Source organism: Exiguobacterium sp. N4-1P, assembly GCF_002214325.1.
In genome coordinates this window covers 204,319-217,503 of record NZ_CP022236.1, presented here as the reverse complement: position 1 = coordinate 217,503, position 13,185 = coordinate 204,319, and the positions used below count along the sequence as shown (strand labels likewise).

Genomic DNA, 13,185 nt, shown 5'->3' with positions numbered 1-13,185 from the left:
TGGTATGCTTAGTGAAGAGAGGAGTGAGGTCTTGCGCGTCAGAAAACGCTGGTTCGTTTCATTAGGGGTTCTTGTCTTAGGCGGTTGGTTTTTATATCAAGAAAATAATGTGATTGAAACGACCGCAATCACGATTGAAACAGAACGACTGCCAAAAGCATTCGATGGCTATACAGTCGTCCAAATCGCTGACTTACATGGGAAATCCTTCGATCCAAAACAAACGAAGCTACTCAAAAAAATTACTCAAGCACAGCCTGACCTCATCGTGATGACCGGGGATTTAATCGACTCTCGCCGAAACGGAGAAGCCGCTGCGCTGACTTTGATGAAACAATTGACTGCGGACTATCCTGTCTATTTCGTCACGGGAAACCATGAAGTTCGTCGCAACTTGACCCTTTTACCGAAACTCGAAGCGATTGGTGTACAAATTTTACGGAATACGGCAGTCCCGCTCGAATATAACGGTGCAAACATCGCTCTACTCGGCATCGACGACCCAACGACGACACGCTGGAGCGAAGGTCTCCAAGAGTCTGACGGAACTCGGAAAAGCCTCGCTTCCGCACAAGAAACGGTCGATCGATCGACGTTTCAACTCTTACTCGCCCATCGTCCGGAATATGTACCGCTCTACGCGGAGCGGCAAATCGATCTCGTTCTGTCCGGTCATGCTCACGGCGGTCAAATCCGACTTCCTTTCACAGATGGCTTGTATGCACCTGGACAAGGATTTTTCCCGAAACGGACGGCCGGTCAATACACAGTGGATACGACACAACTCATCGTCAGTCGCGGCCTTGGTAATAGCCTTTTCCCGTTCCGGTTGTTCAATCGTCCGGAAATCGTAGTCATCACTTTAAAATCACAATAAAAAATCGCCGCCTCCTAGGAGACGGCGATTTTTTAGTTATGCGAGTGCATCATGTAACTCAGGCTCTGCGTTCGCCCACATTTCCGGTTTATGTGTCATCAGGAATTCACGAAGCAGTCCTTTTGACGTATCATCCATCTGATCAACGACGATACGTCCCTTGAGTGACTTGTCCATTTTATTGACGTGATCAGCTAAGATTTTAAACCCGCGCCGTGCTTCGACGTCGACTAATAAATCGCACGCTGCGACGCCTCCGTAATAAAACCCTTCTGGCTTACGTCCTACCGTGACCCAAACGATCCAGTACAGTTTCCCATTCGGTGCGTCCGCTCGATCCGTCGTGAACTTAATTCGCTTCTCAATCGCTGCTTTCGCATGCATGGCACCCATATCGATGTATGCTTCGCCGTCCTCTGGCGAGATGATGACCGGTGACATACTGTTCAAACTGAGTGTCCCGACGCCAAATCCACCATGTCCGTCTGTTGAATTATCTGAAATGATATTGAAGTTAATCTTCTTTTCCATCTTTACTCGACCCCTTTTACAGCTGTTGCCTCTATCATACCGCATTCAACTGCTGACGCAAGTCCTGCTTAGCGTTTCACTTGTTCCAGCTGTTCTTTCGTCATACGCCGAATCGTCGGCAGACGGAGACATTCAAGTGAGGTCAATTCTTCATGCACAGGTGGATTTGATTCTTCCAAGCGTGTCAATGCCCGGTCGTAAAGTGTCTGTGCCGCACGACCAAACAAAATCACGCGTTCAAGCGACGAGCAACGAGACCGAATCGCCCGCAGTTGTTTAGCAAGCTCCCGGACACGCTCCTCGACTTCTGTTTCAATCTCAGGCGGTAACTTCCGATTTTGGAACAAGGGCTTAAAGCGGTCATCCTCTTCAAGTAACGTCACCATTCCATACCGTTTCGCTTCCGGCGTACCGACGAGTGCTGCTAATTCTTTATCCGTCACAAGTCGACCAAACGGAATGCTTTCATCAAAAATGACTTCTGCGACTTCCAAACCCTTCGTCCCCGATAGTGGATACGTCGTGTCCTCTGGTAATGCCCGGTCGAAAATAAGCAAGGTATGAATCTTTTTTCGTATAACAGATTCCATTTCCATTGGTGTCACCTCTTCATCCTAAGTTTTCCTCTCGACTACTTCTCTTTTACATGCCCCCACTCCTGTCTTATACCCGTCTTTTCGTGTTTCGATGTCGCTGTTTGACGGCTCCCCTGCTCCATACGGTATACTGAGGGCGTATTGCCAATATGTTTTTAGGAGGAACGATTTATGCCTTACGTTACCGTTAAAATGCTTTCAGGACGGACTGTCGAACAAAAACGTGCACTGATCGAAAAAGTAACAGAAGCTGTTTCAGAAACAGTCAATGCTCCAAAAGAAAACATTACCGTCTTCATCGAAGAAATGGAAAAGACGGACTATGGACAAGCAGGCGTCATGTTTGCCGATAAATAAGGAACTAAAAAAGGATGGACGATGCGTGTTGCTCGACCATCCTTCTTTCTTATACCTATAACACCATGAACGAGAGAGGATGAATTATGATGGCAACGCTTAGCCTTTTAGGGGCAACGGGACGGACAGGGCGCCCCCTGCTCGATTTATTGTTACAAGCCGGTCACAATGTCCGTGCGCTCGTCCGCTCGACCGATCACATGTTACCGGAGCACCCGCAATTGACGATCATTCAAGGAGATGCAACGGAAGTAACAGATTTAGAGAACGTCATTCAAGGTTCATCTGCCGTCTTCAGTTGTCTTGGTACGGATCAGCAACATGTTCTTTCAACAGCGATTCCCCATCTCGTCACGAAAATGAAGGAACAACAGATCGAACGGATCATCTTCATCGGGACGGCTGGCATTCTCGATGCCTCAGAAGAACCCGGGAAGTACCGCTTCCAGTCAAGCGAATCGCGCCGCCGTTCGACAGTGGCTGCTGAAGATCATTTGAAAGCTTATTTGACATTAAAGGATGCTGACGTTGACTTCACTGTCATCTGTCCGACTCAATTGACGGAAGACGATGAAATCAATGATCTCTTAATTGAAGCACCCCGCTTCACACAGGAGACAGGACCGATTCCTCGCCGCAACGTCGCCCGTTTTGCTTTTGAAGCCTATAACGAACATCTCTTCAGTCGTAAGCGCGTGGGGATTGCTTCCCATCAATGATTTCAAAAATCAACATGACGATGAATCCCGTGCGCCGTCAGGCATGCTGGATTCATCGTCATGTTTTAGTTTGCTTACTTTCAATCAAACACTTGTCGTAGTTCAATTTCCCCTTCACCGTGCCCTTGCGGATCCGGCATCCGTAGTGCCCAGTCGATTGCTTCTTTTCGTGACGCGACATCGATCAAAATAAATCCAGCAATCAATTCCTCTGTTTGCATGAATGGTCCTTCCGTAACGATCGGTCGATCTCCAGGTCCACGATAAGAAAAGCGCATCCCGTTCGAGCTCGGATAGAGTCCTTTCGCCATCACATGTACCCCTGCATCGCGTAACGCTTGATTGTACTCGGACATCGCTTCCATAAGCTCAGGACTTGGACGCTCACCCGCTTCTGCACGCTTTGATCCTTTAACGATCAACATAAATAGCACGTTCAGCATCTCCCTTTCTCGAAAGTCGCTAAAATGATGTATTAACCAATTCCACCATCCCCTTCTCCGCAAACCAAGATGAGTCTAACCAAATCAATTCTTGTGGCGGATGTTTCCGACATCCTCGCTTTCCAGGTAAGCTTGGGGAGAGCAACGAAAATAGATGACGCTTGTTTGGCCCACAATTTCTTTTTCCACAATCTAAAATACCCGCCGACAAAGATGTCAGCGGGCATGTTAAGTTCTCATTAGATGATGACACTGACGACGATTGCTGTCAGAACACTGACGAGCGTCGCACCGTACAATAATTTAAGACCGAAGCTCGCAGCGACACTGCCTTGGCGATCGTCGAGTCCTTTAACTGCACCCGCGATGATCCCGATTGACGAGAAGTTCGCGAATGAAATCAAGAAGACCGATACGATTCCGAGTGTACGCTCTGAGAATTCTTTCGTGTACTCAGGAAGACTGAGCATCGCGACGAATTCGTTCGTGATCAATTTCGTTGCCATAATGCTACCAGCACTGACTGCTTCTGCCCATGGAACACCCATGATGAAAGCGAATGGCGCAAAGATGTACCCGAGAATTTCTTGGAACGAGATACCAAGAACCATCAAGAAGATGTCGTTGACCATCCCAATCAATGCGTTGTATCCGATTAACATCGCACCGACGATGATTGCGACTTTAAATCCATCCAAGATGTATTCGCCGAGCATCTCGAAGAACGTTTGTTTCTCTTCGACGATTTCTAAGATATCTTCGTTTGGATCGACCGTATACGGATTGATGATTGAAACAATCATAAATCCACCAAAGAGGTTTAAGACGATGGCCGTAACGACATATTTCGGTTCCACCATTGTCATGTAAGCACCGACGATTGACATTGAAACGGTCGACATCGCCGAAGCACACAATGTATAGAGACGGTTTGCCGGTAATTTACCGATTTGTTTTTTGACTGTGATGAAGACTTCAGATTGACCGATCGCTGCCGAGGCGACGGCGTTGTATGATTCAAGTTGTCCCATGCCGTTAATCTTCGACAAGACAAATCCGATTCCGCGCATTAAGAGCGGGAGGATTTTCGTGAACTGTAAAATTCCGATTAATGCTGAGATAAAGACAATAGGAAGAAGAACGTTGATGAAGAATGGCTGTGCCCCTTCATTCGCAAGTCCACCAAAGACAAAGTTAATTCCGATTGCTGCATAACCAAGTAACTTTTCAAAGACACTCGCTACACCGCGGATGATAATATAACCGAACGACGTGTTCAATAAGATGAATCCGAGAACGAGCTGAAGCACTAGCATGACCGCAAGCGGTTTCAATTTGATACTTTTACGATTGCTGCTGACGAGTAGAGCTAGTCCAAAAACGACGACCAGTCCAAGTAACGCGATTAAATATTTCATGAAGTACCCCTCAATCTATTAGTTGTTTATCAGTTGTACATAAGTACGATGTCTGACGTTTAATCTCTGTCCCAAGTACTAGAATAATCAACATTCGTCAGAACTGCAATAGGTAAAGTTCATTTAGTAACCGCTTTCGTTATTTTCATAAACTTTCAAGACAAAGTTTTCCAGGCGTTTCCGAACATTGTCCTGACTGAGGTTTCGCTTTCCATATGCTTCCCACCCCGGATATACAGTAATTGTTTCGGGTCCAAAATCGAAAACAGCATTTAAGTCCCATCTCCGATCGTAAGTAAGCCCGCTCATCGCCTGATAAAATTTTAAAAACCGGTCCGCAACTTCGACGGACTCGAGTAAAGCAAGGTTCAGCCGGCAATGCGCCACGTCTGCTTCAATCGGTCCAACACATGCACTCACCCAATCAACTACGTTATACTTTTCCCCTAAATCGTATAACACATTAACCGGATGGAAATCACGATGGATGAATCGAATCTGTTCACTAGGCGCTGGTGCTGTTGCACTTGCCCAGTCCCAGGCGGCGATTTCGGTTGCCCAGGTCGGAACGACACGGGTTTTACTATAGGGTTTATATACATACGAAGTTTTTGGGACCGGTAAGCGATGAATTGCGACTAACGTCCGTGCCAGTCGCTCCACATACAGATCGTCAAGTGGCGTAAGTTGCACCACCCCTTGGACATACGTCATCTGAAGCCAAGGTGGAATCTCGCCGATCCACGCTTCTTGATACTTGAGGACGCGCGGTGCAAGCGGCCCCGCCGTCTTTAGCGCAAAGACCTCGTGCGCGACGAGGTCCTGTTCTTGTTGCAACCAGTTTGGATTCGTATGGATTCGGATAACACTGTCGCCCGCCCGTACGACGAGCGACGAGGTCGCCCCGGGTAAAACTTCCGTCTCAATTCCGGACAACCCGACCTGTTCTAAAATCTGCTCAATGACTCGTTTCATTTGAGTATCCTCCGAGCAACAGTTGATCAATCTGCATCTTTTCATTAGCGAACTCACGTAAGTCATACAAGATTTCTTGCGGATAAAACAACTTTTCATCCGTCTGTCTTGAATTCGCGATCGCTTCGACGAGTGGGGAGACTTGTGAGATTTCTTTTTTCTGCCCGTCTTTCATTTGGAGCATGATCGGCTGTTTACTGATTTCTCCGTTCTCTCCATATAAATCATACGGAAGGCGACTTAATTTATCTTCTAACAAGTAATATGCCGGATCGAGTCCGATTTTATTGAACAGTTCTGCTAGTTTTTCATGGATTGCTTCCCGCTTTTCTGGTGGGTAGTCGACGTACTTAAATAATTTTCGATTGACGAACCGACGTGACAAGTCACTAAGAATCGCATCGTGTTCTTCCATCCATTGTTGGAAATAGAAATAAACAATCGTTTCATCAAGCGCGAGGTAATTCTTCAACGCCATCGTTTGGTCAAATAACGGAATCAAATGAACCGGATGGATGTCAAACACATAACCCGAGGTATACAGTTCCTTCGCCCGCTCGAGAATCGCTTTTAATAAGTAATCGCTCGATCGTGTGACCGGGTGCAGATAGACTTGCCAGTACATCTGATACCGGCGCATGATGTAGTCTTCAATCGAGTGCATGCCTGATTGTTTGACGACCATCTGATTGTGTGCGGGACGTAAGACACGCAACATGCGTTCTAAATCAAACTTCCCGTAACTGACACCGGCGAAATGGGCGTCACGCAATAAGTAATCCATCCGGTCGACGTCGAGTTGCGAACTGATCATCGTCACGAGCAACTGGTTCGGATGCGTCTTATTGATGACGGAGGCGACTTCTTCCGCAAAGCCTTCGCCAACTTGATCGAGGACTCGTTTGATTTCCGTATCCCCGAGAATGATCCGTTCCGTCCACTCCTCGTGATCGACACCAAAGACATTTTCGAAGGCATGGGAAAAGGGTCCGTGCCCGACGTCATGAAGCAAGGCTGCGACGAGCGTCAGCTCGCGGTATTGGTCATCCCAGTCAGCACGACCGTTAAAGACGTCGATCAGTTGGCGTGTAATCTCATACACACCAAGCGAATGATGAAACCGCGTATGCTCCGCTCCGTGAAACGTCAAAAAGGATGTCCCGAGTTGTTTGACCCTGCGAAGCCGTTGAAACTCCTTTGTTCCAATCAGTTGCCAAATCAATTGGTCGCTGACATAAATATAACGATGAACCGGATCTTTAAAGACCTTAGTTTCTCTTAATTGACCTAGTGACTGATACATGTCATTCTCCCCTTCATCTGGTCGTTCTCTTCGTTGTTTTCAATTTAGGGGCAGTCTGTTCCTGTCAGACTATCCGCTTCTTACATAAAGTTTACACTGGCTATGCTATAATGATGTCGCAAATCTACAAAAAAAGGAACGAGCCAATGGGAATCGAACTCTTAAAACAAGAACAATATCGTATTTTTGATCAAACGTCACTCGGAACGACATTTCATGCCACCCAATCGTTCGCGATGGACGACACGCTTTGTGCCTCCGTCGCAACAGAAGGTGCGGCACTTCGTTCTTGGGTGCACCACGAAACGGTCGTCCTCGGGATTCAAGATGCCCGTCTGCCTCACTTAACAGAAGGAATCGATGTCTTGAATACACACGGCTTTCACCCCGTCGTCCGAAATTCGGGCGGACTCGCGGTCGTCCTCGATGCAGGTGTCTTGAACATTTCGCTTGTCCTACCAGAACGGGGCGGCATTGATATCGACAGCGGCTACGAAGCGATGCTCGCCCTTGTGCAGCACATGTTCAGAGACGAAACCGATGCGATCGTCGCTGGCGAAGTCGTCGGCTCATATTGCCCCGGCTCTTACGACCTTTCGATATTCGGTAAAAAGTTCGCCGGGATTTCGCAACGACGTGTCCGCGGGGGGGTCGCCGTTCAGATTTATTTATGTGTCAACGGAAGCGGGAGTAAGCGCGCAGCACTCGTGCGCGACTTTTATGAAGCCGCCCTGCAAGGCGAGGAAACAAAATTCACGTATCCTGTCATCATTCCGGACACAATGGCCTCTCTTGAGGAGTTACTTCAACTTCCGCTTACGGTCGAACAGTGTTTACTCCGTGCTTACCGTGCCTTGATGGCACTCGGCACAAATTTAGTCCCGTCCGTCCTCGATGAAGTCGAAAATGAACGATTCGGTGTAAACCTGGGCCGGATGCTCGAACGAAACGAAAAAGCCCTAGGTAAGTAAAGGAGAGAACGCAATGGTACGATTCATTACCGATAGTGGTGCCGATGCACCGCAAGAATTATTAGATGCCCATGACATCACAATCATGCCGTTCGGTGTATTGATTGGAGACGACACGTATTTTGACGGCGAAACGATTTCGCCGGAGGAGCTCTATGCTAAAATGCGTGACGGTGCTGCGCCAAAAACTTTCCAAGTCGAGGTCACGCGGATCGCGGAAGTCTTCAAAGCACACTTCGAACAAGGGGAACCGTTCCTCTATCTCGCTTTTTCAAGTGATCTATCCGGCACCTATCAAACGGCAACGATGCTCGCAGAAGAACTCGCCGAACAATATCCCGATGTTCCGTACGCCGTCATTGATACGAAAACAGCATCGACCGGTCAAGGACTCTTCGTCCTTGATGTCGCGACCTTCGCGAAAACACATACGTTTGACGAAACAAAAGCCTATGCAGAACAAAAAGTGAATTCGATCCGTCACTTGTTCACGGTTGAATCACTCGAGTACCTGATGCGTGGTGGTCGTGTGTCACGTGCGAGTGCCTTCATCGGTGGATTATTATCGATTCTGCCGCTCTTGACGGTCGAAGACGGTAAGTTGATCCCGAAAGAAAAGATTCGTGGTCAGAAAAAGGTCATGAACCGGATCGTCGAATGGATGGAAGAAGCGCGTCCGATGATTGACGGACACCGCATCATCATCGGTCACGGTGACTCGATTGAACGGGCCGAGATGCTCAAACAATTGATTGAAGCCCAGTTCTCTCCAAGCGAAGTCTTGATTACGATTGCCGGAGCGGCCATCGGTTCGCACACCGGACCGGGACTGCTTGTCATCGGCTATGATTTGCCGGCCTGACAGCCGCTTGATTTTATCCACACTAAAAAATCCGAATGATTCCCCTCTTCTTTATCAGAAAAGGTTGGATCATCCGGATTTTTTTGTTTTTAAAACCTGTCATTTCACGGTTTCATCGTCTCGATGCATACGGTGTCCGCTCTGTTCTCGGTTCAAAAAGTCCGAGCAACAAAAAGCGGAACAATACATACACAAACAAAAGCAATGTCACCAGTTCAAAGAACAAATAGCCGACATCTTGCAAGGACAGTCCTGTCCGGATTCCGTTCCACAAGTAGGCCAGATCTATTGTCAACAGACCGATTAGACCGGCAGCGAGCGCTTCCGCCCGTGTCAGCGGATGGTGAAGCGAATAGGAAACCCGCTTGACGTTGAAGATGTTCTGGATTCCGTCCTCTGATGTATAGCCTTTATACAGCGCGAACGCCGAACCGATTGCTACGAGGAAAAGTGCCGAAAGCGGGGCAACCAGATTTACGATAACCAGCAGAAACAGCATCGGCAAGACAACGTTCGGTTTCATTCAGACTTCGTTCCCGACGCGACCGGTTCCCCTTGATTCAAGTTGACCGTCAACGGTTTGGCTGTCCCTTTTCCAGAAAAGTTCTCAATCAATTCTTTGACATCGATTCCGGAAGAAGCCTTCAACGTCTCTTGGAGTGACGCCATCAAGTCCGTCGCATAACCCGTCACACGGTTCGCACCGCCACCTTCACCGTTCCCTGTATCGACGACCGTGATCTTGTCGATGTTACCGAGTGGTGCTGCGATTTCTTTCGCATACTCCGGCATCATGCGAATGACCATGTCGAGAATCGCCGCTTGTCCGAATTGTTCGAAGGCTTGGGCAATCTTCTCTTTTGCTTCTGCTTCCGCAAGACCTTTCAGGCGGATGATGTCCGCCTCGGTTTCCCCTTGTGCCCGCTCGGCGTCGGCTTTTGCGAGACCATCAAGGCGAATCCGTTCCGCATCGGCCTTCGCTGACGCTTCAATCCGGTATTTCGTCGCATCGGCTTCTGCATATTGTTTCGCCCGGTCCGCTTGTGCTGCCTGTTCGATCGAGTACCGATCGGCATCGGCACGTTTTTTAACTTCTGCGTCGTACTGTTTCTCGCGACGGAGAATTTCACGTTCTTCGAGTTCGATTTGTTTTTGCCGTTCGATGATTTTGATTTGCATTTGTTGCTCTGTGACTTCTTGTTGCGCGCGTGCATTTTCTAAGTCGTAGGCTTGGTCGGCTTTCGCCTTCGCGATGTCTTGTTCGCGACGATAGTCTGCCATCTTCAGCTGGTTTTCTTTTTCCGCTTCCGCGATTTCAGTCGCGCGCTCGAGCTCTGCTTTTTTCGCATCTTTTGAAGCTTCCGCCCGCTTGATCCGCGTTTCTTTTTCAGCATCCGCCGTCGCGATATCAGCGTCACGGCGTACTTGCGCGATGCGTGGTTTCCCGAGTGATTCGAGATAACCGTTTTTATCGCGGACATCTTTAATCGTGAACGAGACGATGATCAGTCCCATTTTCGCGAGATCTTGTGACGCGACACGTTGCACTTCTTGCGAAAATTTATCGCGGTTCTTATAGATTTCTTCGACCGTCATCGATCCAAGAATCGACCGCAAGTGACCTTCGAGGACTTCCCGCGCCTCACTTTCACGGTCTTCCTTTGATTTCCCGAGGAATTGCTCGGCTGCCGTCGCGATTTCCGAAATCGAGCTGCCGATTTTAATGATTGCCGTTCCATCCGCCATGACCGGAACACCTTGTTCCGTATAAACTTCAGGCGTTGTTACTTCGAGCTTGCTCGACAGTAAACTGAGCGGTGTCGCCTGTTGGAAGACAGGCAAGATGAATGCCCCGCCACCGCGAATGATTTTAACGCGGTTACCGGATTCATCCGTATTGACACTTGGACTATTTCCGAGATAACTCCCCGACACGATTAACGCTTCTTCTGGCCCAACTGTCCGATACTTCGTGATAAATAGAGCAACAAGCGCTAAAATGAGCGCGCCGGCGATAATCGCCACAATAATAACTGGATTCACGTAAACATCTCCTCTTTCCATTGGTTCGGGTAGGTCATGACGTGCGCCACCCCTTGTTTGATTTCAATGATGATGACTTTCGTTCCTTGATCGAGTGGCGGTCCTTCAAATAAAACGGCTGATTTTGAAATCCGTCCGGATACGTCATCGACTAAAATTTCTCCATATCCGTCACTCGGGATCGATAAAATGACCGTTGCACTTCTTCCTTCTAGCATCTGCTCGGAAAAACCCAGCGACTGCTCGGCTTCGGCAAGCGGTACAAAAATGAACAAGTGCACTAAGGTCGTCAAAATAAGACTGATGAATCCACTGAGCAATAAGATCATCAATGAGCTCATGGCTGTTAAATGCTCAAGTCCGAATCCGAAAGCCGACGTTAAAATGACGAATGATAAAATCAACGTCGGATGAAAAATTTGATCGACGCCCGGAACCAGGTCCGAGAACACGACCGATAACAAAACGCCACATCCTGCTGCTGCCAGTGCATAGAGATACAACGTACTAACGTCCATCTTCTGTCACCTCGATAAAAGCACTCGAGCCATAAAGCTGATGATAAATCCGTTTGTATTCATGCCGGTTTTCTTCATACAGCAGGTGTGCCAGCTCACGCTCACGCGGACTGGTGTCTTCTTGCAAACGCCGTGCATACTTTTTCTGTGCCGCGTAATGACGCGCTAGCAAACTTTCGAGTGCTCCTTGACTTGGCGTGGCCGCGACAGGTTGACGTCGTTTTCTCATCTTCGTGCTCCTTTCCTGTTTAATCCGTTCAGTTTTATGTACGCTAGTTTTTGGAAATGGTTTCAAAAACCAATTTCCTTTTTCCATTTTTCATGCGGATAAACAAAAAAACCGAAGAGCAATGCTCCTCGGTTTTAATCCGTTTACTTTTTCCGTTTAACAATCAAAACATAGTAGATGACGAGTGCTGCACAATCAAGTGTCATGATAATCAACCCCATCGGTAAAGCCGAGTCCTCGCCCATGATTCCGACGAGTGGTGAAACGAGTGAACCGACGAGCATCGGCAAGAGACCGAGCAAAGCAGATGCGCTCCCTGCCGTCTTCCCGTAGTTTTGCATCGCAAGTGTAAAACCAAGCGTTGAAATCAGACCGACGCTCGACACAACGAAGAAAAGTGGAATCATGACAAAAATCAAGGCATCGGATAAGGTCAAGCCGAGGAACAACAAGATGCTTGCCGTCGCAACAATCATTAAGGCAATCCGCATCAATTTCTCACTATCGACGCGACCGGCGAGTCGTCCTGCGATTTGAGCCGCGATGATGATTCCAATCCCGTTCAAGCCGAACAGGAAACTAAACTGTTGCGGACTCGCACCGTAAATGTTTTGTAAAACGAACGGCGAACCGGAGATATAGGCGAACATCGCACCCATGACGAACGCTTGTGCAAAGGCGTAACCGATGAACACGCGGTCCGTCAATAAACGACCAAACGTCCGAACCGTCGTCGCGAGATTCCCTTCGACCCGGTGATGCACCGGCAGTGTTTCCGGTAACCGGAAAGCAACGGCAAGCAGCATCATCGTACTTAAGATGGCCAGTAAATAAAACACCACATGCCAATCACCGAAACGTAAAATTTGTCCACCGATGACTGGTGCTAAAATCGGAGCCGTCCCGTTAACAAGAGATAAAGCAGCAAAGAACTTCGTCAATTCCGGTCCTTCAAACAAATCACGAACGATCGCGCGCGAAATGACGATGCCGGAAGCACCAGCCGCCCCTTGCACAAAACGAAGTGCAATCAACACTTCGATCGTCGGAGCAAACGCACATGCAAGCGAGGCGAGGAGATAGGCGACGAGTGCGAGCATTAAGGGACGTTTCCGTCCACGGACATCGCTAAGCGGTCCGACAATCAATTGACCGAGCGCCATGCCAAGCATACATGCCGTCAAACTCAATTGAATCATCGACGCACTCGCCCCGAATGAACGGGACATGTCGGGGAAAGCAGGTAAATACATGTCGATCGAGAGCGGACCGAGTGCTGCCAATGAGCCTAAAATTAAAATCAAGGTAAGTCGTTTCGTTTTCACGAGTGAAACATCTGCCAT

At 48.3% G+C, this 13,185-nt stretch carries 16 protein-coding genes; 5 read left to right on the top strand and 11 right to left on the bottom strand.

Annotated features, from left to right (window positions below):
* Positions 1–31: 31 nt before the first annotated feature.
* On the top strand, positions 32–877 hold the full coding sequence (locus tag A0126_RS01260) for a metallophosphoesterase (protein ID WP_239456795.1): 846 nt from the start codon (positions 32–34) through the stop codon (positions 875–877).
* A gap of 36 nt (positions 878–913) precedes the next feature.
* Here the strand turns inward: A0126_RS01260 and A0126_RS01255 are convergent, their stop codons facing one another.
* Together A0126_RS01255 and A0126_RS01250 are read right to left on the bottom strand one after the other, a co-directional pair.
* Positions 914–1,408, bottom strand: coding sequence for a YwhD family protein (locus A0126_RS01255; RefSeq protein ID WP_029332388.1), 495 nt, complete (start codon positions 1,406–1,408; stop codon positions 914–916).
* A gap of 68 nt (positions 1,409–1,476) precedes the next feature.
* Positions 1,477–2,004, bottom strand: a complete 528-nt coding sequence (locus tag A0126_RS01250) for a hypothetical protein (RefSeq protein WP_088836099.1) — start codon at positions 2,002–2,004, stop codon at positions 1,477–1,479.
* A 171-nt stretch (positions 2,005–2,175) separates the two neighbouring features.
* On the opposite strand from A0126_RS01250, the gene A0126_RS01245 reads away from it, so the two are divergent.
* Both A0126_RS01245 and A0126_RS01240 read left to right on the top strand, forming a co-directional pair.
* Entirely contained in the window at positions 2,176–2,361 is a 186-nt protein-coding gene (locus tag A0126_RS01245; protein WP_029332386.1) for a 2-hydroxymuconate tautomerase, read from the top strand.
* A gap of 89 nt (positions 2,362–2,450) precedes the next feature.
* Positions 2,451–3,080: an NAD(P)-dependent oxidoreductase gene (locus A0126_RS01240; RefSeq protein ID WP_088836098.1), complete on the top strand. Its 630-nt coding sequence runs from the start codon at positions 2,451–2,453 to the stop codon at positions 3,078–3,080.
* 80 nt (positions 3,081–3,160) lie between these two features.
* Here A0126_RS01240 and A0126_RS01235 read toward each other — a convergent pair whose 3' ends face one another.
* From A0126_RS01235 to A0126_RS01215, 4 genes are all read right to left on the bottom strand, one after another.
* Complete coding sequence (locus tag A0126_RS01235) at positions 3,161–3,505, bottom strand: YciI family protein (RefSeq protein WP_239456897.1); 345 nt, start codon at positions 3,503–3,505, stop codon at positions 3,161–3,163.
* A gap of 257 nt (positions 3,506–3,762) precedes the next feature.
* Complete coding sequence (locus A0126_RS01225) at positions 3,763–4,941, bottom strand: NupC/NupG family nucleoside CNT transporter (RefSeq protein WP_029332383.1); 1,179 nt, start codon at positions 4,939–4,941, stop codon at positions 3,763–3,765.
* Between the two features lie 123 nt (positions 4,942–5,064).
* Positions 5,065–5,916, bottom strand: a complete 852-nt coding sequence (locus A0126_RS01220; RefSeq protein ID WP_088836095.1) for a phosphotransferase family protein — start codon at positions 5,914–5,916, stop codon at positions 5,065–5,067.
* Positions 5,900–7,219 (bottom strand): HD domain-containing protein, encoded by a 1,320-nt coding sequence (locus A0126_RS01215; RefSeq protein WP_088836094.1) that lies wholly within the window; start codon positions 7,217–7,219, stop codon positions 5,900–5,902. Before A0126_RS01215 ends, A0126_RS01220 begins: the two co-directional genes overlap by 17 nt.
* A 146-nt stretch (positions 7,220–7,365) precedes the next feature.
* Between A0126_RS01215 and A0126_RS01210 the strand changes: the two genes are divergently transcribed.
* A complete protein-coding gene (locus A0126_RS01210) occupies positions 7,366–8,190 on the top strand; it encodes an octanoyl-[GcvH]:protein N-octanoyltransferase (RefSeq protein ID WP_088836093.1) in 825 nt (274 codons plus the stop codon).
* A gap of 13 nt (positions 8,191–8,203) precedes the next feature.
* Entirely contained in the window at positions 8,204–9,052 is an 849-nt protein-coding gene (locus tag A0126_RS01205) for a DegV family protein (RefSeq protein ID WP_088836092.1), read from the top strand.
* A 112-nt stretch (positions 9,053–9,164) separates the two neighbouring features.
* Here A0126_RS01205 and A0126_RS01200 read toward each other — a convergent pair whose 3' ends face one another.
* The 5 genes from A0126_RS01200 to A0126_RS01180 form a co-directional block, all read right to left on the bottom strand.
* Positions 9,165–9,575, bottom strand: coding sequence for a hypothetical protein (locus A0126_RS01200; protein ID WP_088836091.1), 411 nt, complete (start codon positions 9,573–9,575; stop codon positions 9,165–9,167).
* Positions 9,572–11,116 carry a flotillin lipid rafts scaffold protein FloT gene (locus A0126_RS01195; RefSeq protein WP_157898459.1) on the bottom strand — a complete coding sequence of 515 codons (1,545 nt, stop codon included), beginning with the start codon at positions 11,114–11,116 and terminating at the stop codon, positions 9,572–9,574. Before A0126_RS01195 ends, A0126_RS01200 begins: the two co-directional genes overlap by 4 nt.
* On the bottom strand, positions 11,092–11,613 hold the full coding sequence (locus A0126_RS01190) for an NfeD family membrane protein (protein ID WP_088836089.1): 522 nt from the start codon (positions 11,611–11,613) through the stop codon (positions 11,092–11,094). Before A0126_RS01190 ends, A0126_RS01195 begins: the two co-directional genes overlap by 25 nt.
* Positions 11,603–11,842 (bottom strand): hypothetical protein, encoded by a 240-nt coding sequence (locus A0126_RS01185; protein ID WP_029332376.1) that lies wholly within the window; start codon positions 11,840–11,842, stop codon positions 11,603–11,605. Before A0126_RS01185 ends, A0126_RS01190 begins: the two co-directional genes overlap by 11 nt.
* A gap of 143 nt (positions 11,843–11,985) precedes the next feature.
* A complete protein-coding gene (locus A0126_RS01180) occupies positions 11,986–13,185 on the bottom strand; it encodes a multidrug effflux MFS transporter (protein WP_088836088.1) in 1,200 nt (399 codons plus the stop codon).

What these genes read in the sequence shown, in the direction of transcription:
- A0126_RS01255 (WP_029332388.1), bottom strand. Translation starts at nt 1,408, where the DNA reads ATGGAAAAGAAGATTAACTTCAATATCATTTCAGATAATTCAACAGAC.
- A0126_RS01250 (WP_088836099.1), bottom strand. Translation starts at nt 2,004, where the DNA reads ATGGAAATGGAATCTGTTATACGAAAAAAGATTCATACCTTGCTTATT.
- A0126_RS01245 (WP_029332386.1), top strand. Translation starts at nt 2,176, where the DNA reads ATGCCTTACGTTACCGTTAAAATGCTTTCAGGACGGACTGTCGAACAA.
- A0126_RS01240 (WP_088836098.1), top strand. Translation starts at nt 2,451, where the DNA reads ATGGCAACGCTTAGCCTTTTAGGGGCAACGGGACGGACAGGGCGCCCC.
- A0126_RS01235 (WP_239456897.1), bottom strand. Translation starts at nt 3,505, where the DNA reads ATGTTGATCGTTAAAGGATCAAAGCGTGCAGAAGCGGGTGAGCGTCCA.
- A0126_RS01225 (WP_029332383.1), bottom strand. Translation starts at nt 4,941, where the DNA reads ATGAAATATTTAATCGCGTTACTTGGACTGGTCGTCGTTTTTGGACTA.
- A0126_RS01220 (WP_088836095.1), bottom strand. Translation starts at nt 5,916, where the DNA reads ATGAAACGAGTCATTGAGCAGATTTTAGAACAGGTCGGGTTGTCCGGA.
- A0126_RS01215 (WP_088836094.1), bottom strand. Translation starts at nt 7,219, where the DNA reads ATGTATCAGTCACTAGGTCAATTAAGAGAAACTAAGGTCTTTAAAGAT.
- A0126_RS01210 (WP_088836093.1), top strand. Translation starts at nt 7,366, where the DNA reads ATGGGAATCGAACTCTTAAAACAAGAACAATATCGTATTTTTGATCAA.
- A0126_RS01205 (WP_088836092.1), top strand. Translation starts at nt 8,204, where the DNA reads ATGGTACGATTCATTACCGATAGTGGTGCCGATGCACCGCAAGAATTA.
- A0126_RS01200 (WP_088836091.1), bottom strand. Translation starts at nt 9,575, where the DNA reads ATGAAACCGAACGTTGTCTTGCCGATGCTGTTTCTGCTGGTTATCGTA.
- A0126_RS01195 (WP_157898459.1), bottom strand. Translation starts at nt 11,116, where the DNA reads ATGGAAAGAGGAGATGTTTACGTGAATCCAGTTATTATTGTGGCGATT.
- A0126_RS01190 (WP_088836089.1), bottom strand. Translation starts at nt 11,613, where the DNA reads ATGGACGTTAGTACGTTGTATCTCTATGCACTGGCAGCAGCAGGATGT.
- A0126_RS01185 (WP_029332376.1), bottom strand. Translation starts at nt 11,842, where the DNA reads ATGAGAAAACGACGTCAACCTGTCGCGGCCACGCCAAGTCAAGGAGCA.
- A0126_RS01180 (WP_088836088.1), bottom strand. Translation starts at nt 13,185, where the DNA reads ATGGCAGATGTTTCACTCGTGAAAACGAAACGACTTACCTTGATTTTA.